Raw genomic sequence first — 19832 nt, 5'->3', positions numbered from 1 at the left:
GGCCTCAACCCTTTTTTCTGGAACCCAAGCGGAAATTGGTGGTGAAGATGCGCGTGTTGAGCCAGATGGCCGCAAGAATGATCGCGCCCGTGACGATCTGTGTGAAAAAAGGCGAAATATGCATCAGGATCAGCCCGTTGCCGATCACGGCAATGGTCATGGTGCCAAGCACGGAGCCGAGAATGGTTCCGCGTCCGCCCATCAAAGATGTGCCGCCAAGCACAACCGCTGCCACGACCTGCAGCTCAAAGCCGACAGCAGCGTTGGAGGAACCCGAGCCAAGGCGTGACGCGATCAGCAGCCCAGCGATTGCGGATGCCACGCCTGCCACCAGATAGACCGATGCGAGGATCCATTTTGCCGGCATACCCACACGACGGGCAGCCTCCAGATTGGAGCCTACCGCCACGACCCGGCGTCCGTAGCGGGTGGACGAAATGACCACATAGGCCACGACAGTGATGAGGATACCGATCAGCGCCGGCACCGGGAAACCGAACAGGTCTCCGCGACCGAGAAAAAAGAAGCCGGGCGCATCCGGAATCGGCACCGAATACCCTTGGGTGATATAGAGTGCGACCCCTCGAAGGATGGACAAGCCTGCGAGCGTAACGATGAAGGCCGGAATGCCCTGATAGGCAATGAACCAGCCCTGCAAGAGACCAAGCACGGCTCCGAGCACGAGCATGGCGACCAGCACCAGAGGCCAGGGATAGCCCGCCGCCATGAGGATGGCACCGACGGCGTTGATCAGCGCAACCATGGAGCCGACCGACAGGTCGATGCCGCCGGTGATGATGACAAGCGTCATGGCGACGGAAACGATGAGGATGGGGGCGGCCTGACGCACGACGTTCAGCAGGTTGCCTGCCGTAAGGAACGTATCCGTGCTTACGGCAAAGAACAGCATGCAGGCGATAAAAAAGGCCGTTATGGACAAGACCTGCGCGTTTTCGGCGATGAAATCGGCGACGGGTGAGCCCTTGGCGCGTTCAGTGTAGACGGTCAATGGCGACCTCCCACGATCAGTTTGACGAGGTCTTCGAGGCTGGTTTCGTTGATCTGCCGTTCGGCGACCTTCGTTCCCTCGTACATGACGGCGATGCGATCACACACGCGGAACAGATCCTGAAGACGATGAGTGATGAGGATGACGGACACGCCCTTGGCCTTGACCCGGTTGATCAGCGCCAGAACGGCCTCCACCTCTGCCACGGCAAGCGCCGAAGTGGGTTCGTCCATGATCAGGACCTTGGGATTGAAGGACGCCGCACGGGCGATTGCGATTGCCTGCCGCTGTCCGCCGGAGAGTTTTTCCACCTTGGCCGTCAACCTTGGAATACGGATTTCCAGCGCATCCAGCATCTTGCGGGCCTCGGCCAACATCGTCTGCCGGTCGAGGAACGGACCCTTGGTGATCTCGCGCCCAAGAAACAGGTTGCCGATCACGTCGATATGGTCACAGAGGCTCAAATCCTGAAAGACCATCTCGATATTGCGATTGCGCGCATCGGCGGGACCGGAGAAACGGACCTCTTCCCCTTCGAGCGTAATGGATCCTTCATCCGGAATGTAGGTTCCGGAAATAACCTTCGTCAGCGTCGATTTTCCAGCCGCGTTGTCACCGACAAGGCCCAGGCATTCACCGGGATAGATGTCGAGATCGACGCCGCGCAGCGCCTGATGTGAACCGAAGGTCTTTACGATACCGCGAAGCGAGACGCGCGGTTCTTGCACCGCACCGGAGAGATGCTGGGGGAGAATATCTCCCCCAGCGCCGGTGACAGCGGTTGGGTGCTGTCCGCCGGCGATCATTTGAAGACCGCCCGGTAGGGCTCGACATTGGCCTTGGTGACGATTGTCACGGGCACGGCAATCGTCTTTTCGACACTGCCACCATCAGAAACAGTCTTCAGCGCCTTGACGGCCGCAGCACCCATGGCCGCCGGGTCCTGCTGGATGACACCCGCGACATAACCGGCGTCGATGCCAGCGATCGCCTGCTTGGTCAGATCCCAGCCGAAGACCTTGATGTCCTTCTGCTTGCTCTGGCTTTCGACGGCAGCGACGGCGCCGAGAAGGGCCGGTTCACCCGTTGCGTAGATTGCGGTCATATCCGGATTGCCGGTTATGAGGTTTTCCGCTGCGGAAAGAGCCGTATCCTGCACGTTCTGTCCGTCAACGACACCAGCCGCCGTGATGCCGGGCTGATCCTTGAGCGTGTCCTCAAAGCCCTTCTGGCGGATATTCTGGATGAAAGAGTTGAGGGCCCCGACGACGCCGATCTTGGCCTTGCCGCCCATGTCTGACTTCACATAGTCGACGAAGAACTTGCCCATGTCGGCACCAGCCTTGGCATTGTCGACGCCAATCTGTGCCTTCTGCGGACCTTCGGGCAATATTGCGTCGATAGCGACCACTGGGATTTTCGCTTCGGCGGCCTGCTTTACCGCAGGCATGATGCCGTTGACATCGATGGCGACGACCGCGATCCCATCGACCTTCTGCTGGATATAGGTCTCGATGGCGCTGTTTTGCGCTGCCGGATCGTTATTGGCATTGAAGATGACGAGCTTGACGCCCGCTTCCTTTGCCGCCTTTTCCGCACCCTTGTTCATGTCGTTGAAAAAGATGGCCTGCTGGTTGATCTGCACCAGGGCTATCGTCTTTTCCGCGGCACCGGCAATGCCGGCGGAAAGCGTCGCCCCGGCCAGAACGGTGGCGGCAAGGGCTGCGGAGAAATATCTGCGTTTGATTATTGTCATTTGCGTTCTTCCTCTGTTGGTTTTATCCGTCGCAATTATTGTTTCGACGGCGGCGCAACGGAGCTCCGCACGACGATTTCTACGGGAAGCAGCTCTTCCGGATGGGCCGGAGTTTCCTGTTCCCAATTGGTTTCGGCCAGCAACGACAGGGCGCGCTGGCCAATGGCCCTGACGGGCTGGCGAATGGCGGTAAGCGGCGGATCGAACAGATGCAGCGGGCCGACATCGTCAAAGCCGATCATCGATACGTCCTGCGGAATGCGCACGCCCTGCGCCCGCAAGACTTCAATCATACCGATGGCGATTTCGTCGGAGCTGGCGAAAATTGCCGTGGCAGGACGGCCTTCGGAGAGAAAACGCAAGGCCGCCTCGCGACCGAACTCCGCGGTATAGTCGCCGCAATAACGCATGATCGACGGCTCGGAACTGCAATGTGTCCGCAACGCCGCCTCCAACCCCAGGAAACGCCGCTGCGTGCTGAGCATCTCTTCGGGGCCGCCGACATAAAGCACGCGTTGGTGGCCATATCCGGCAAGGTGTTCGCCAGCCAGGCGACCGCCCTGTTCATTGTCACAGAACAGCTTCGGCACGGATGCCCCACTGACGTCTTCATCGACCACAACGACTTTGCCGGTGGCGCTGATAAGCTCGGCAAGCTCGTCCGTATCGGGGTGGTTGGTAACGAAGACCAGCCCGTCGACATGGTTGCGGGCAAGAAGCCGCAGATAGGACAGTTCGCGTCCCGGCCGGTTCAACGTTGCGAAAAGCGATACGGCAAGACCGCGCCTGTCTGCCTCCTCTTCCACTGCTGCAACCAGCATGCCGAAGAACGGGTTGCCGATATCGGGAACGACGAGACCGATCGTATCGGAGCGCCCACGGCTAAGACGCCGGGCATGCGGGTTAGGAACATAGTTGAGCTGGCGAATGGCGTCTTCGATGCGGGCCTTCGTGTCCGCAGGCAATTCCAGCGAGCCGTTGAGCAGCCGCGACACCGTGGCGACGGAAACACCCGCCGTGCGGGCAACATCCTTCAGACTGGTCGCACGATTTGGCGCCATCATTCTTCCCGTTCCTGTTCCCGTGGGCCTTTGGCCTCTTGATAGGCTTGTAAAGCGATTTACTAAACCGGTTTACAAGGAAATCCAAAACTTGCCCCCTGTCAAGATCATTTGGTGAGGCATTCGAATTTTGGCATATCGGAGACTTTTACGGCCTTCCAACGGAGAAGGGCAATCGCGGGACGAGTGACGGCGCTCCTCGCCTTCACAAAAAGGTGTCTTCGATCAGCACCTCTATCTTACCAGGATTGTTTCATTGCTAAACGAGTGAAACGGGTCCACTGTGTTTGTTCCAGCAGCCATAGTACGGGCGCTGCTGTTTAAGGGTTGAATACCCTGGCCCCGACAAAGGAGGACGTCATGTCTTCCATATTCCACCAACCGACAAAACAGAATCTCGCAACGCTGGCTGGCTACGTCTTGTCTGCGGCAAGTGTGGCGCTGATCGTTTACATCCTGATCGGCGCATAGTTGCGATAACCGGCTGTAACTGTGCAGGTTTTAACGCAACGGAAAGCGGTGTTGGACATGATCGAAAGAACCACAGAGACCGAAATCACATTCACGCATCCGTTCCGTCTGGAGGCCCTTTCGGAACCCTTGGGAGCGGGCACTTATCGCCTGGTCATAGACGAGGAATTGATAGAGGGCCTCAGCTTCACGGCGTATCGCCGCGTGGGAACCCATCTAGAGATTCCCGCGATCGCTGTCGCCATGAACCGCCGCCAGTTCCTTCAGGTGTTACCAACTGAAATCGATGATGCATTGGCTCGCGACGTCGCAACCGTAGACGCCGGCCCGCGCGCCATTCCATGATTCCGCAATGGTCGCGCATTTCCTAAAGTGCGTAGCAGTTTTACGCCCGAAAAATGCGTAAAAACAAATGGCTAGAGCACGTCAGACAATTTTGTTTAAACAGGATGTGCTCTAGCCGAAGTCGGAAGTCGTCAGGACGTTCAAATTGCGCCGGTACTTGGCATATACCTTCTTCGCAGCCTCGTAGATCGGCGTGCGCATTGCGTCAAAAGACGAAAGGCATTGGGCTTCCGACATGCCTGTTGCATGCGCACCGCCCTTGGCGAGTGCAGCGGCTTCAACAAAAAACCGGATTTCGAACATGCCGTCGTGGCCAAAAAACCGCACAGCTTTACGCACGTCGTCAAAACTGCGGGCCGAGTTGGGGAAAGCCAGTGTCATGCTTGACACCTGCTGCGTTCTTCCCTTCGCAAAACGTTACGACGATTGAGTGAAAGCATGCCATCGGTTGCTTCCGATATGCTGAGTTCAGTCAGCCTGCGGCCACCCACCCGTACCGGCACACCGGTGAATACATGATATATGGTCCAGGTTTGATCCCTCTCGATCCTTCTTCCATATTGGGAGTCAACCGTATCGGCGACGGAAGTCCCGCCTTCGTTCTCCCAAACTTCGATCCTGAGCGCCTGGCGTCTTTGGTCGTTATAACTATGCATGGTCTTGCCTTTCATCCGAGGCTTCAGCGCGACTTTGATCCGCGTGGAGCCGGTTTTATTCTACATTGCGACTGCTGCGTTCCTGTCTCTCGGTCGAAAGTCCCTATCGATCGGAGTGGTGCTTCAGCCGGACATCCCTAAGGACTAGATGCGGTGTCGTGTCCGGGTGGTACCAAGAAAATCCAGGAGCGAAACGACCAGATGCCATGAAATGGCACTGGAGAAATGCAGATGGTCTGCGTTGTGCAACTGGTGGCAGCATAATCGCCCGTCAACCAGCATGCTTGTGCCGCAATAGGTGACATCTCGGTGATTACCGCAAAGAAATACGGCACCGTCAGCGCAAACATTCACTAAAGGACAACGAAGAAGAGGCGGCGCCTCTCTGACACCGGGGAGCCGTGCTGCCAGCACAACGAAGCCTATAGTGCGCCTGGATTGCGCGGAAAACAAGGCGAACGCTAAAAACCTGCCGGGCAGACAAAGCAAACACGTCTATTCAAAGCACGCATTTCTACGCCACGATAGAAGTAGCCGAGCCCTGTCTTCCTGTCCTTCCCGGGATCAACATCAGCACGTAGTGCATCGCAGCCGCAAAATCGGGCCCGAAAAACCCAGGCCACTTCAGGCTGACAGGATCATGCACTTTTTTGCCTGTCCGGAAAGAAACTCATGGACATCCTGTTCTCGTAGTGGTGCCGCATAGATATAACCCTGCACCAGCGTAGCACCGAGACCTTCAAGGGCCGCGAGTTCCTCCCGTGTTTCGACCCCTTCCACCACGCATTCCAGCCCCATATCACGGCTGAGCGTGAGCAGCGATTTAACGATTTTGTAGCTGGCTGGCTTTTCGTGCAGATCCGTGACGAAGCTGCGGTCGATCTTGATCTTGGTGAGGGGGAGAGCGTGCAGCCGTGTCAGGCTGGAATAACCGGTGCCGAAATCATCAAGCGAAATTCCGCAGCCGAGCCGCCGCAGCATTTCGACCGACTGCCTGACCTGTTCGAAATCATGCGCAAAGGCCGTTTCGGTAATTTCAAGGTCAATACGTGTTGCGTCGAAGCCGCTGTTTTCGATGATGCCGATCAATGACAGCACGCCTTCGCAGGAATTGAGGTCATGGGCCGAGAGGTTGAAGGATAGTCTAAGGGATGGCTCCCATGCCGATGCAGAAGCGAGAGCGGTTCGAAGAAGAGGCCGTGTCAGCGAGCTGACGATACCGGCCCGCTCGGCAATGGCGAAGAACTGGGCAGGCGGGACATGCCCAAGGACCGGGCTGTGCCAGCGCGCCAGTGCTTCAAAGCCCGCAGCTCTTCCATCGCGTATGTCGACGATCGGTTGGAACACGACTGAAAGCTCGTTTTCTATCTCTTTCTGCTTGAGCAGATGTTCGATACGGGCTTCGATATTGATCTGCTTTTCGTGCTCCGCATCGAAGAGGACGGCATCGCCGCGCCGGGTTTTCTTGGCGTGATACAACGCATAATCCGCACGGTCGAAAAGTTGCTCAAGCGTCAAAGCGAGGCACGGAAATACGGCTATCCCCATGGAAGCAGCGACATGCACCGTTCCCTCGGGCAGATGATAGGGCTCCCTCAACCGTTCCGAGATCACGTTCGCATTTGCAACGAGTTTCGCATCATCAGGTATGATTGGGGCAACGATCGCAAACTCATCTCCCCCAAGGCGGAATGCCCTGCTGGTCGTCAGAGTTTCGGTGAGACGTTTGCTGACGTTGACGAGCAGCCTGTCGCCCACGGAATGGCCGTAAAGGTCGTTAACCGGCTTGAACCCATCGAGATCGATAACGCCCAGCGCCAGCCGCGTTCCCGCCACCCTTGCTTTCTCGATCTCGGCTTCCAGATGGGCGAAAAAGGCGCGGCGGTTAGGCAGTTCCGTCAGGCTGTCAATATTGGCAAGCAGCAGGTTCTCATTGTTCAGCGCTTCCGTGCGCTGCTGCGAAACAATCATGCGCTCGAAATTGCGGTAGTTGGTCAACAGGATGGACATCATGCCCGCACAGACCAACAGAACATTGATGGCAATGGCGATGAATGTCGGTTGCTGTGAGGCCAAAAAAAAGATGACGAAGGCGCCGTTGACGATGGCCGTGACCATGAAGGCGGCCGAACGCACATACATCAGACAGAAGATGCAGGAGATGACGGTAATCGCCATATAGAAGGCGACATGGGACTGCGTATAGGCGTCCCCATAGGGCACCAGCAAAAAAGACCAGAGCGTGAATATAACGGCGATACCGGCTGCCAGGCGATTTGTGCGCTGAAGCGCTGCATGGGCCACCTTCGGCGGGGGATCGATACCGCGGGTTCTCCACCAGAATGCAACCCTGACGGTGCAGCCGAGTGTGAAAAAAGCGGGAATTCCAATGGTGAGCCAAAACGGCGCCAGTTGCAGATGTGTAGTAGCCAGCGCCCATGTACTTGAAATCAGTATGAAATACATCATCGGCATCTGCCGGGTGAAAGCGCGATATTGCGCTTTCAGCAGGTCCGGATTGTCGGACCGGACAGACATAAAATACAGCAATTTCTGTTTGGCGCTAATTATGTTCATTTGCACGACTCATCGAGTACAGAGTCGGTTATTTAGCAAGTCCGTATTACATCATCGGAAATACACAAGGTAAATCAAGAGGAAATGAAATCAACTCCAAGGTGTGCAGTCATGTTTTTACATAGTCTGCGGCAATTAAGCTCTATTGCTGAATAGAAATCAGCTGGGAACGACGATCGTTGCCGGCGTCTCTTGTTGCGGCCATCGCTGCAGCGCCTCCTGTCCGGCAGGGGTCAAGCCATAGACGCCTCTATCCAGACGTTCAAACCAGCCATAGACGTTTGCAAGCAAAATCTTCCCGGCATCCGGTATGCCGGATCTGACCTGACGCACGCGCAGCGGCCCTGATGCCAACGCCAAAGCGCAGCCGAGTGCCTGTTGGCGGTACGCGGTCATGATTGGTGCGCGGGTGCTTCCACCCACCGCCGGATCTCCGCGTCGCCTCTTGTGTTCACGTATCAATCGCGAACGCCGTTTCGGGTTGGTTCGCGGCATCGGTGATATGGAACTGACGATGACGCTGACGTCGCCAACATCGGAAATGCCGAGCATGCCGATACCGAGCCTGCGGCAGAGGTCGCGGTAACGTTTATCAGCCTCGCGGCCCTTGCCCTTGGCTGAGACCCGTGCCGCAATCCAGACCTCGTCTGCGATAGCCGCGCGATCAACCGCCTGCAAAATGAGCTCCAGATTGAAGCTCAGTTTTAGCTCGCAGATGACGACAACAGGCGGATCGTTATCGCTCAAGCCCACGAGGTCGCAACTGCCAACCTCGCCTTTGACAGTGTAACCCGCTTGCTCGAGGAAACTTTTGACGGGCAGATAAAGCGAAGTTTCCATGTACTCGCAGATTAAAGTGACGATCCAGGCCCTAGATATATCGATCCGCCTGCGCAGAACAACCACTATAACCACCAATGCGGTTGCAAGTTGTCGGTGATGCGGGCAATCGCCAATAGTACCTGGGATGATCGACTGGCACTTCTCCCCAAAGCGGACCCTTTTTGGGGAAGATACGATCAAAAATCGTCACGGATTCGATGTGCGATCGGCAAGACACCGGCGATCGGAGTCCAATCGCCGGTGCAAGTGTTTAAAACAATGCTTTCAGTCTCTCATCTGCCGTCAGGCGTGAAAGACCCGCATTTATCAAAACTCTTCCCAGTTGTCCGGCGATGTGCTGAGGGCGGCATTGCCGGAGAACGCAGCTTTAATCTTTCCGCCGAGTGCACGCGCAGGAGAAACTGCAGGCCGGTCAGCGGACGAGGCTGCGCGAACCGGTGCGGAGATTTCGCTGTAACCACCTTCTGACAATTTGAACCGAGCGAGCAGCTGGTTGAGCGACGAAGCCTCGCGTGCAAGCCCGTGGCTTGCCGCCGTGCTTTCCTCCACCATGGCAGCGTTCTTCTGGGTGTCCTGGTCCATCTGGTTCACAGCCGTATTGATCTGCTGGAGACCAGAGGATTGCTCCTGTGCCGATTCCGCGATCGCCATCACGTGACGGTTGATTTCCTGTACTTCCGTGACGATCAGTTCGAGTGCCTTGCCCGTTTCGCCAACCAGTTGCACACCCTGCTGAACCTGACTGTTCGATGTCGTAATGAGATTCTTGATCTCCTTGGCGGCACCTGCGGAACGCTGTGCCAGTTCGCGAACCTCTTGGGCAACAACCGCAAATCCCTTGCCCGCCTCACCGGCACGGGCAGCTTCCACGCCTGCATTCAGCGCCAGAAGGTTGGTCTGGAAAGCAATCTCGTCGATCACGCCGATAATGTTGGAAATCTCATCAGCGGATGCAGCAATTTGCTCCATAGCCGTGACAGCTTTCTGCACCACTTCTCCCGACTGTTCCGCGCCAACTTTTGCACGACTGACAAAGTGGCCCGCTTCTTGCGCCCGTTTGGTCGAGTCTTTCACCGTCGTGGTGATCTCTTCCAGTGCAGCAGCAGTCTCCTCGACGGCCGCTGCCTGCTGTTCCGTACGCTTGGCCAGATCGTCAGCTGCGGCCCTGATCTCGTTCGCGCCGGAGTCGATGCCGCGCGCGTTCTGCGCCACCTGGTTCAGAGTCGATTGCAGCTGTTCCGCTGCCCTGTTGAAGTCGCCGCGAATACCGTCAAGGCTGGACACGAACGGCTGAGCGATCCGGTAAGTAACGTCGCCCTGAGCGATCTTCGAAAGGGCAGCAGCAAGTTTGTCGACGGCGAATTGCACGTCGGCAGCTTCTTTCGCCTTCTGTTTCTCGCGCTCTATCCGGTCCTGCTCTGAAGATGACCGATGGTTTTCCGTTTCATTCTCAAGCCGGAGGCGCTCGATGGCGTTCTCGCGAAATGCCTGAACAGCAGCGGCCATCTGGCCGACTTCATCCTTGCGGTCCATACCTTCGATTTCGCTGGCTGTATCGCCTGCCGCCAACGACCCCATCCGCTCGCGAAGCCGCGCAATCGGAGTGGTAATGCCACGCGAAGAAATAAGCAGGCCGAGCGCGATCAATGCCAGGGAAACAAGTGCTATGCTGACCAGAGCTGTCCAGATTGTCGTGTTGGTGCTGGCCGTGAGGCGCTCTCTCCCATCGTTCATCACCTGGATCAGTTGCTCGTTCCCCGCGCTGATTTTCGGTGAGACTTCAGTTATTTTTCGAAGGACGTTAAGCGCCATCTGCTGAGCTTCAGCATTTTTTCCCGCCTGCATGAGAGCGATGACCTGATTGCCGATTTCCTCAACCTCGGCAACGCCCTTGAGGATATCACGAGCGGCATCCGTCCGGGCCGGCACCAGCTGCATGATTTTATTCTGCCGTTCTTCCAGTTGCTTTCGGTCGGCCTTGAATGTTTTGACAGCGGCCTCGAAATCACTGCTGGTCGAGTCATTGAGGCTGGCGCGAAGCATCTGCATGCCGAGTGCATTGAGATTGCCGCTGGTTCGGGCGTTCAGCACCGCAGCAAGCGCCTCATTGGCGATGAAATCACTGTAAACATTGTCGGTATTTTTATATTGCAAGCTGACGTAGCTGATTCCGGAAAGCGACATCAAACTCATCACCGATATGACGAATAAGACCTTTGTTTTTATTTTGGTATTCTTCAGGAAAGACATGAATAGCCTCAGGGCAAGCGCTCCTCCAGCTGTCCGCGCAGGAAGCCAGGGAAACAAACAATGGAACATCGCGGGTAGCTGTGCCCCTCCTCATAGGGCGACAAGCGGATATCCGCTCCGGGCCGCCAAAGGCTGGGCGCGTTGGATCCACTCGTTCTACCAGCCCCGCCGATGAAACTTTGGAACCTGCGTATTTTAGATTTCACAAAATTACTAAATGAAGTGTTACCCGGCATATGCAAACGATGACATGTGTGATGCCGTAAACTTACTCGGGCTTTGATTTTCGACGGGCTGCGCGCTTTCGCGAGCCGGACTCGAAAGAGAAGATTATCCTCACCGTTTCAGCACCTGCTTGATGCTGGCGGCATCGGTATTTTCACGAGGATATCGATGGGGCCGACGGCTTCCCGCATCGATTTAACCGTCCCGGAGGTCGCGTCACGCGAGGCAATGTCCAGCATGCGGGCTATGGCTTTGCCCTTATTCTTTTCGATCAGCAGTCACGGTGTATGCATAAACTCACAATTTATTGTGGTTGCCCTTCGGAGCAATTTGGCCTTGTTTGTAGACTCACACTCTTCACGGGAGGGAAATTATGTCGATAAAAACAACAACTCGCGCCACGCTGCTGGTAGGATCGCTTCTGATTGGCGCAAGTTCCGCACTTGCAGAAACAGTTCTTCACCGCGGCAATTCCGGGGAGCCTCAGACGCTCGATCAGGCACAGACCTCGATCAATATCGAAGCCTTTATCCTCAAAGACCTTTATGAAGGTCTCACCATTTACGATGCTGCCGGCAAGATCGTTCCCGGTACGGCGGAAAGCTGGACGCTGTCTGAGGATGGTACCGTCTACACGTTCAAACTGCGTGCAGATGCGAAGTGGTCGGATGGCACTCCGGTAACAGCTGGAGATTTTGTTTTCTCCTATCAGCGCGTCGAAGACCCGAAGACCGCGGCAAAATATGCGAATATTCTTTACCCGATCAAGAATGCCGAAAATATAAACAAGGGCGAAACTTCGGTTGATCAGCTTGGCGTCAAGGCGGTGGATGACAAGACCCTTGAGATCACACTCGAGCGCTCAACACCGTTCTTCCTTGAACTCCTTGCCCACCAGACAGCTCTGCCGATCTCGAAGGCAAGCTTTGACAAGAACGGAACCAACTTCGTAAAGCCGGGCGTCATGGTCTCGAACGGTGCTTACAAGCTTGAAGCGCATGTTCCCAATGACAGCTTGACGGTGGTCAAGAACACCAACTTCTGGGACGCATCGAACACCAAGATCGACAAGGTCATCTTCTACCCGATCGACGACCAGGCCGCATCCGTTCGTCGTTTCGAAGCGAAGGAAATGGACCTCGCCTACAACTTTTCCGCGGACCAGATCGACCGTCTGCGCAAGGCCTATGGCGAACAGGTTCACGTTTCGCCGACGCTTGCGACCTATTACTATACCTTCGACACGCGCGAAGCGCCGTATAACGATGTCCGCGTCCGTCAAGCCCTGTCCATGGCAGTCGACCGCGATTTCCTCGCCAAGGAAATCTACAGCGGTTCGCAAGTTCCCGCCTACTCCATGGTTCCGCCGGGCATGGACTCCTACGGTGAGCCTGCGAAAGCAGAGTTTGCGACGCTGTCGCAACTCGATCGTGAAGACGAAGCCGTCAAACTCATGAAGGAAGCCAGTTACGGCGAGGGCGGAAAGCCGCTTTCCGTCGAAATTCGCTACAACACCAACCCGAACCATGAGCGCGTTGCAACCGCTATTGCGGACATGTGGAAAAATACCTTTGGCGCCAAAGTGTCACTGGTGAACCTCGACGTCGCCTCGCACTACGGCTACCTGCAGGAAGGCGGCAAGTACAACGTTGCGCGTGCAGGCTGGGTTGCCGACTATGCGGATGCGGAAAACTTCCTCGCCCTTTCGGTATCCTCCAACAAGACCTTCAACTACTCGAAGTTCAATAATGCAGAATATGACGCGCTGATGCAGAAGTCCTATGACGAAAAGGATCCTGCTGCTCGCTCCAAACTGTTGCACGAGGCAGAAATCATCCTCATGAAGGAGCAGCCGGTTGCTCCGCTTCTCACACAGGCGGACCTGTGGCTGGTTTCCAACCGCGTGAAGGGTTGGGAAGACAATGCTGCTAACGAACACCTCAGCCGCTTCCTGAGCGTTTCCGAATAAGCAGTGCTGGCACGGTGGCCGAAACCACCGTGCCATGTCGGAGCCTGAAAATCATGATTCCATTTATCCTGCGCCGTTTGGCGAGCGCCGTGCCGACATTGTTTATCGTCGTCACGATTTCGTTTTTCCTGATGCGTTTCGCACCGGGCGGTCCGTTCAACCTCGAGCGGCCCCTGCCCCCGCAGACCATGGAAAACCTGATGAGAACCTATCATCTGGATGAACCATTGTGGCGCCAGTATCTCATCTATCTCGGCAACGCCGCCACCGGCGATTTCGGTCCGAGCTACATCTACAAGGACAACACCGTCGCCCAGTTGATCGGCAAGGGCCTGCCCTATTCGCTGGAGCTCGGTTGCTATGCTCTTTTGCTGGCGCTGGTCGGCGGCATTCTTGCCGGCACATTTGCCGCGCTCAGGCAGAATAGCACCTTCGATTTCTCAATCATGTCCATCTCGACCGTCGGCATCACCGTGCCGAACTTCGTCGTCGCTCCTGTCCTCACGCTTATCTTCGCCGTGTTGCTGGGGCTTCTGCCCGCGGGTAGCTGGGGTGATGGGTCGCTACGCTATCTCATTCTTCCGATGATCGCGCTCGCCTTGCCGCAGCTTGCGGTTATCGCGCGTCTGACGCGCGGTGCGATGATCGAGGCTCTGCGCATGGACCATATCCGCACCGCCAGGGCCTACGGCCTCCCGGCTCGCAGCGTCGTGGTGATTCACGCCATGCGCGCGGCGATGCTGCCGGTCGTTTCATATCTTGCGCCTTGCGCCGCAGCGCTGCTGACGGGCTCGGCGGTCATCGAGACGATCTTCACCATTCCCGGTGTCGGCCGCTACTTCGTTCTTGGCGCCATCAATCGCGACTACACACTGGTCATGGGAACGGTCGTTCTCATCGCCATTTTTGTGATCCTGTTCAATCTCGTGGTCGATATTCTCTACGGCCTGCTCGATCCGAGGGTCAGACATGACTGATATCTCCGGCAATATCGCCCCTCAGCCATCGGTGAAAAGCCGAAGCCTGTTCCAGCTTGCAGCCCTGCGTTTCAGACGAAACAAGGCAGCCATGGCTGGCTCCATCATGCTTGTGCTGATCACACTTTTCTCATTTATCGGCCCGCATTTCCTTTCACACACCTATGATCAGGTGTTTTCGTCCTACGTTTCCGTGGCGCCAAGCCTCGAGCCGCGCCCGGACGTGAACAACCTCCAGAGCGTCATGGAAGGTGTGGCAGGCCGTGCGCGCGTCGAACTGAAGGAGTTTGCCATCGAAGGGCAGACCTTCACCGCAACGGTTACCTCCAGCAGCCCGATTGACCCGCGCACGACACGTTATTTCGACCGCGCCAACGAATTCGAAAACACGAAAGTCGTTGCTACGGAAGATGATGGTCGAACGCTGAAGTTGGAAGGCGATGTCAATCGCGAACACTTCTTCTTCGGTACAGATTCAAACGGTCGCGACATGCTGGCTCGCGTAATGCTGGGCGGCCAGATCTCCATTGCCGTCGGCGTTCTCGCCAGCCTCGTTTCGCTCGGCATCGGCGTGCTTTACGGCGCTACGGCGGGTTACATCGGCGGGCGGGTAGACAATGTAATGATGCGTTTCGTCGAGATCCTCTATTCGCTGCCCTTCGTCTTCCTGGTCGTGGTTCTCGTGGTTTTCTTCGGGCGTAGCTTTATCCTGATCTTCCTTGTTATTGGCGCAGTGGAGTGGCTGGATATGGCGCGTATCGTGCGTGGCCAGACGCTTGCCTTGAAACGGCGGGAATTTGTGGCGGCAGCTCAGGCCTTGGGTTTGAGCGACTGGCAGATCATCCGCCGTCACATCATCCCCAACACCATCGGTCCCGTGGTCGTGTTCGTGACGGTCGTTGTCCCGAAGGTCATACTTCTTGAAAGCTTTCTCTCCTTCCTGGGGCTTGGTGTTCAGGCACCACTCACGAGCTGGGGTGCGCTCATTTCCGAAGGCGCCAACAATATTCAGTCGGCCCCGTGGCTGCTGATATTCCCGGCAATCTTCTTCGTGCTGACGCTTTTTTCGCTGAACTTCGTAGGCGACGGATTGCGTGATGCACTCGATCCCAAGGATCGTTGACATGAATACGACATCTGAAAACATTCTCACCGTCCGCAATCTCAAGGTCGTTTTTGCCACGCCAGACGGCACGGTCAACGCCGTCAAAGGTGTCGACCTCCACGTAAAGCAGGGTGAAACGCTCGCTGTCGTCGGGGAATCCGGCTCCGGCAAAAGCCAGACCATGATGGGCATCATGGGCCTCTTGGCTTCCAACGGTGTCATTCAAGGCTCGGCGCAATATCGTGGACGCGAGTTGGTAGGCTTGCCGGTCAACGAGCTGAACAAAATCCGTGGCGCGAAAATCACCATGATTTTCCAAGAGCCGATGACCTCGCTCGATCCGCTTTACAGGATCGGCGCGCAGATCGCCGAGCCAATCGTCCATCACCGGGGCGGCAGCAAGAAGGAAGCGAGGGCACGCGTTCTCGAGCTTCTAAAACTTGTCGGTATTCCGGACCCGGAGCGGCGCATCGACAGCTACCCGCATGAGCTTTCAGGCGGCCAGCGCCAACGCGTCATGATCGCCATGGCGCTGGCAAACGAGCCGGATATTCTGATCGCGGATGAGCCAACCACCGCGCTCGACGTGACAATCCAGGCGCAGATCCTCGATCTTCTGAAGTCGTTGCAGCAGCGCTTCGGCATGGCCGTGGTGCTGATAACGCACGATCTCGGTGTCGTCAGGCATTTTGCCGATCGTGTTGCGGTTATGCGCCGAGGCGAGATCGTTGAAACCGGTCCGACGGAAGAGATCTTCGAGCGCCCGCAGGCGGACTATACGAGGATGCTTCTCGATGCCGAACCCAGCGGCCACAAGCCGCCGGTCGGCAAAGAAGCGCCGGTCGTTCTCTCTGGCCAGAACGTGACGATCGATTATGTGATCCCGGGCAGCTTCCTGTCGAAGTCACGGGCTTTTAGGGCCGTGGACAGCGTTAATGTCAGCCTTCATCAAGGGCAGACCATCGGCATCGTCGGTGAATCCGGATCAGGCAAGTCCACGCTCGGTCGCGCGCTTTTGCGCCTTGTCACTGCAGAGGGCCGCATTTTCTTCGGCAAGACGGAAATCACCGGACTGGGCCGAACGGCAATGAGGCCATTGCGGCGGCAGTTGCAGCTTGTGTTTCAGGATCCCTATGGATCTCTCTCGCCAAGGCAGACTGTTGGAGAGATTATCACTGAGGGTCTCTTTGTGCACGACCCAAAGCTCAGCCGCGCGCAGCGCGACGAGCGAGCAATAGAAGCGCTGAAAGAAGTCGGCCTCGATCCCGCCGCCCGCAACCGCTACCCGCACGAGTTTTCAGGCGGGCAACGTCAGCGTATCGCAATTGCCCGCGCGATCATCCTCAAGCCAGATGTCGTCATTCTGGACGAACCTACATCTGCGCTGGACCGATCCATTCAAGGACAAGTTATCGACCTCTTGCGTAATTTGCAGAAAACGCACAACCTTTCCTACATCTTCATCAGCCACGACCTCTCTGTCATCAAGGCCATTTCGGATTATGTCATCGTGATGAGAAACGGGAAGATTGTCGAAGAGGGAGAAACGGACGCGATCTTCGAGCGGCCGGCGGCTGAATATACCAAAACACTGATCAAATCCGCGTTTTCGGCCGAAGTAACATCATAGATTACAGCCCGGCATTGCCGGGCCTTTTCTGGCACCGTTACAAAAGATCCGGTTTGTTGGAGGAGGCCCGTATTTCACGGCCATGGCGGCCTTACTCTCCTGTTCAATCCCGACCATATCGTCACGTAGCAAACCGGTTCGATGATGTGCGAAAGCTGGTACCCGTCACAGGACTAAGCGACTTCCAAATTCATAACAAAATCCGCGGTTTCATGGGCATGAATGCGGGTAAAACGTATCAGCTCGTCGAAGTGACGTTGCATCTTATGGATGGCTTCAGCGTTGTTGAGCACAAGATACATGGCGCCGACGAAAAGTGCTGCCCGTTGCGAACCGAAGATCGTATAGGGCACGGAAAAGCGTTCTTTTTCATTGAACAGAAACAGCCGGAATGATGGGTATAGCTCGCTGATAAGTCCCGACATATGTTTGAGTTGTTCGGCACGTGTCTCGCGGTCCAAACCGCTCCACATACCGCGCCCCTGCGCAAAAGCTTCCAGCGTTTCGAGCGGCATGCAAACTTCCATGTCGGTACCAGGCTGGCGATTATAATCGAGTCGAAACGCCGTTTCGCTGGCCTGCGCCATCACACTCTGATGCGCGCCCATGGCCTCGAAAGCGATGATCTCGGGTGTGCGAAGCAGATCGGGAATGCGTGCCGGAACATAACGGATTTTGGTGCCTGCCGCTTCCGCATGCCACTTCATCAACAGCGTATCCGTATAATCAGCACCGCCCTCCTCGATCTCGAAACTTGGCCGCAATTCACCCATCAGCCCCTGATCATGGGAAAGACCGAGTAGCCAGTCGAGCGAGACGGAATGTCGCTCGGCGATATTCAGCAGCGTCTCCACACGCGGAAGCCGCGCCGAATCACCGGAAAGCAATTGCGAAAGTGCCGATCGATCAATGCCAATGGCGGCGGCAAAAGACGCCTGGCTGTCTTCTGACCTGTTCACCAGCTGGATCAGGCGGGCACGAAACAATTCTGCGAGCGTGCGCTTGTCCACAATTCACCCGTTTGTTTATAATTATCACCATATTGCTTAAACTGTTATCAAAATCAACAGTTGGTCACCATAAACCCGTTGTGGCTGGCTGAGACTGGTGCGACCCTGTGGTATCAGGGGCATCAAGAGTATGAAATGACAGACATATTGGCAAAGAAAACGGCGCGGCTGACTGGCGTGCGCCGCAGAAGAAAGCGTGACCGAATTGAATGGCCAACCGTCTCGTTGTTGGCGGTCTGTTACGGTCTCTGGATTTTCGCGGGATATTTTCTGTATCCGATGTTTCCAATCGTTTCTCTGGTGCTCATGGGTATTGCGGTTGCTCTGCACTCCTCGCTCCAGCACGAGGTTCTGCATGGGCACCCCACGCGCAATGCACGACTGAACGAAGCTTTGGTCTTTCTGCCGCTCGGGATTTTCTACCCCTATCGCAGTTACAAGCGCACGCATCTGCAACACCATGCAGACGAGCGTCTGACCGACCCATTCGACGATCCGGAAAGCTATTACCGGGCTATGGGCGACTGGCAAAAGATGCCGTCGTTCCTCAAGGTCCTGCTGGGCTGGAACAATACGTTCATCGGGCGTCTGGTCATCGGCCCTCCGCTGATGGTCGTTGGTTTCACGATATCTGAATGGCGCAAGATCGCGCAGGGTGATCGGCGAGTGATCTATGCCTGGACCCTGCATCTGGCCGGACTTGTTCCGACATTGCTGGTGATATCCCTGATTTTCGGCGTTCCAATCTGGCTCTATGTTAGTGTGGCGGCCTATCTGGGCATATCCATCATCGCCATTCGCTCCTATTGCGAACATCAATGGTCAGAACAGCCGGATGGGAGAACGATCATTGTTGAAAACTCCATCCTGGCTCCACTGTTTCTCTATAACAACCTGCATTTCGTGCATCACAAAATGCCGACAGCCGCCTGGTATAAATTGCCCTCCCTCTACAGCGAGAGGCGGGCGGAGTGGCAGAAGATGAATGACGGATATGTGTTCAGCAACTATTTCGAGGTGTTCCGCGCTTTCGCCTTCAAGGCCAAGGAACCGGTAGCGCATCCTGTCTTGAGACGGGACGAGCAAGTTTTAATCGCGTCACCCGTCGTGCCTGCCGCTCTGATTTTTCCTGACCATGCGATGCAGGAACCAGACGTGAGACTGGAAATTTCGTCGTGACATGGATCGCGGCACTGCCAATGTATGACTGGCCCGAACTGCGCAATGAGACGGACAAGCTGTGGGCCGATATGCGCACCCGTTTTTTAGCAGAGGGTATCGACGCTCCCAAAGGCCTCACCAGACGCAACGGCGATATGCCGGCGGTTCCGGGCGGTATTCGTGGAAAGGACGGCGCCATCATTGCAGCAGACCCTGCCACACTCGATCCCGATGCATTGGATCTTGCGGTGCTCTGGCGGCATCCGGCTCTGCTGATCTCCGGCACCTGCTGGGGGCCAATGGAGTTTGGCCTGCAGGATCATGTGCAGGTGATTGGACAGAGCGACTATAATGGCGTCAGGGGTGGTGCAGGCGAGTTCTATTCCAGCGCCATCATTGCCCGCATAGCCGACGGTGGAGAGGGTGCAGAACCTTCGAGAACCGGTGAGGCCGCTTTGCCGAAAGGATTTCTTAGCGGGAAAATACTGGCATTCAATGAGCACAAGTCATTATCCGGCTATCTCAGCTTGAAACGTGATCTGGAAGCAGAAGGCGCGGGCCTCGATCTGTTTGAAAACTGTCTTGAGACCGGTGCCCACCGCGCTTCCGTCATCGCAGTGGCCGAGGGCCGGGCGGACATTGCCGCGATCGACTGCAAATCCTGGATGCTTGCGCAACGGCATGAGCCAGCCGCCCGGAGCCTTCACGTTATCGGCTGGACTGCACAGCGCAAAGGCCTGCCCTTCATCCGCGCCAAGGGTATCGATCTGCCTTTCACCATGTAAGG

17 protein-coding genes are annotated in these 19832 nt (G+C 56.3%); 7 read left to right on the top strand and 10 right to left on the bottom strand.

The features are described 5' to 3' along the window. Positions 1-4: 4 nt before the first annotated feature. The 4 genes from CRP02_RS09770 to CRP02_RS09755 are packed head-to-tail and all read right to left on the bottom strand — an operon-like array spanning position 5 to position 3826. The gene (locus CRP02_RS09770) at positions 5-1009 is read right to left on the bottom strand and encodes an ABC transporter permease (protein WP_097170938.1); all 1005 of its coding nucleotides are present in this window, start codon (positions 1007-1009) and stop codon (positions 5-7) included. Beyond that, positions 1006-1815, bottom strand: a complete 810-nt coding sequence (locus tag CRP02_RS09765; protein ID WP_097099602.1) for an ATP-binding cassette domain-containing protein — start codon at positions 1813-1815, stop codon at positions 1006-1008. The genes CRP02_RS09770 and CRP02_RS09765 overlap by 4 nt, the downstream gene beginning before the upstream one ends. Next, entirely contained in the window at positions 1812-2765 is a 954-nt protein-coding gene (locus CRP02_RS09760) for a substrate-binding domain-containing protein (protein ID WP_097170937.1), read from the bottom strand. The genes CRP02_RS09765 and CRP02_RS09760 overlap by 4 nt, the downstream gene beginning before the upstream one ends. 35 nt (positions 2766-2800) lie before the next feature. Then, entirely contained in the window at positions 2801-3826 is a 1026-nt protein-coding gene (locus CRP02_RS09755) for a LacI family DNA-binding transcriptional regulator (protein WP_097170936.1), read from the bottom strand. A gap of 528 nt (positions 3827-4354) precedes the next feature. On the opposite strand from CRP02_RS09755, the gene CRP02_RS09750 reads away from it, so the two are divergent. Next, positions 4355-4642 (top strand): hypothetical protein, encoded by a 288-nt coding sequence (locus CRP02_RS09750; protein WP_097170935.1) that lies wholly within the window; start codon positions 4355-4357, stop codon positions 4640-4642. Positions 4643-4753: 111 nt separating this feature from the next. Here the strand turns inward: CRP02_RS09750 and CRP02_RS09745 are convergent, their stop codons facing one another. The 5 genes from CRP02_RS09745 to CRP02_RS09725 all read right to left on the bottom strand — a co-directional run bounded on the left by CRP02_RS09745 (position 4754) and on the right by CRP02_RS09725 (position 10968). Beyond that, positions 4754-5023 carry a DUF1488 domain-containing protein gene (locus tag CRP02_RS09745; RefSeq protein ID WP_097170934.1) on the bottom strand — a complete coding sequence of 90 codons (270 nt, stop codon included), beginning with the start codon at positions 5021-5023 and terminating at the stop codon, positions 4754-4756. Beyond that, positions 5020-5313 carry a hypothetical protein gene (locus CRP02_RS27915; RefSeq protein ID WP_097170933.1) on the bottom strand — a complete coding sequence of 98 codons (294 nt, stop codon included), beginning with the start codon at positions 5311-5313 and terminating at the stop codon, positions 5020-5022. Before CRP02_RS27915 ends, CRP02_RS09745 begins: the two co-directional genes overlap by 4 nt. Before the next feature lie 609 nt (positions 5314-5922). After that, a complete protein-coding gene (locus tag CRP02_RS09735) occupies positions 5923-7875 on the bottom strand; it encodes a putative bifunctional diguanylate cyclase/phosphodiesterase (RefSeq protein WP_179783972.1) in 1953 nt (650 codons plus the stop codon). Between the two features lie 159 nt (positions 7876-8034). Then, on the bottom strand, positions 8035-8715 hold the full coding sequence (locus tag CRP02_RS09730) for a DUF2161 domain-containing phosphodiesterase (protein WP_097170932.1): 681 nt from the start codon (positions 8713-8715) through the stop codon (positions 8035-8037). Between the two features lie 309 nt (positions 8716-9024). Continuing rightward, positions 9025-10968: a methyl-accepting chemotaxis protein gene (locus CRP02_RS09725; protein ID WP_097170931.1), complete on the bottom strand. Its 1944-nt coding sequence runs from the start codon at positions 10966-10968 to the stop codon at positions 9025-9027. A 598-nt stretch (positions 10969-11566) separates the two neighbouring features. Here CRP02_RS09725 and CRP02_RS09715 point away from each other — a divergent pair. The 4 genes from CRP02_RS09715 to CRP02_RS09700 are packed head-to-tail and all read left to right on the top strand — an operon-like array spanning position 11567 to position 16874. After that, on the top strand, positions 11567-13162 hold the full coding sequence (locus CRP02_RS09715; RefSeq protein WP_097170930.1) for a peptide ABC transporter substrate-binding protein: 1596 nt from the start codon (positions 11567-11569) through the stop codon (positions 13160-13162). 53 nt (positions 13163-13215) lie between these two features. Continuing rightward, a complete protein-coding gene (oppB, locus tag CRP02_RS09710; RefSeq protein WP_097170929.1) occupies positions 13216-14139 on the top strand; it encodes an oligopeptide ABC transporter permease OppB in 924 nt (307 codons plus the stop codon). Then, positions 14132-15262 carry an ABC transporter permease gene (locus CRP02_RS09705; RefSeq protein ID WP_097170928.1) on the top strand — a complete coding sequence of 377 codons (1131 nt, stop codon included), beginning with the start codon at positions 14132-14134 and terminating at the stop codon, positions 15260-15262. Before oppB ends, CRP02_RS09705 begins: the two co-directional genes overlap by 8 nt. Position 15263: 1 nt before the next feature. Further along, positions 15264-16874 carry an ABC transporter ATP-binding protein gene (locus CRP02_RS09700; protein ID WP_179783971.1) on the top strand — a complete coding sequence of 537 codons (1611 nt, stop codon included), beginning with the start codon at positions 15264-15266 and terminating at the stop codon, positions 16872-16874. A gap of 173 nt (positions 16875-17047) precedes the next feature. On the opposite strand, the gene CRP02_RS09695 is transcribed toward CRP02_RS09700, so the two are convergent. Beyond that, the gene (locus CRP02_RS09695) at positions 17048-17884 is read right to left on the bottom strand and encodes a helix-turn-helix domain-containing protein (RefSeq protein ID WP_097170927.1); all 837 of its coding nucleotides are present in this window, start codon (positions 17882-17884) and stop codon (positions 17048-17050) included. Between the two features lie 60 nt (positions 17885-17944). Here CRP02_RS09695 and CRP02_RS09690 point away from each other — a divergent pair, with 60 nt between their 5' ends. Together CRP02_RS09690 and CRP02_RS09685 are read left to right on the top strand one after the other, a co-directional pair. Next, entirely contained in the window at positions 17945-19063 is a 1119-nt protein-coding gene (locus CRP02_RS09690) for a fatty acid desaturase (protein ID WP_323455343.1), read from the top strand. A gap of 20 nt (positions 19064-19083) precedes the next feature. Further along, complete coding sequence (locus tag CRP02_RS09685; RefSeq protein WP_097170925.1) at positions 19084-19830, top strand: PhnD/SsuA/transferrin family substrate-binding protein; 747 nt, start codon at positions 19084-19086, stop codon at positions 19828-19830. Positions 19831-19832 lie beyond the last annotated feature (2 nt).

Origin of the sequence: Rhizobium sp. AN5, assembly GCF_900215255.1 — a bacterium.
In the GTDB taxonomy this organism is placed as follows: Bacteria; Pseudomonadota; Alphaproteobacteria; order Rhizobiales; family Rhizobiaceae; genus Agrobacterium; species Agrobacterium tumefaciens.
The sequence above is the reverse complement of the archived record's forward strand: the minus strand, read 5'-3'. Positions and strand labels throughout refer to the sequence as shown.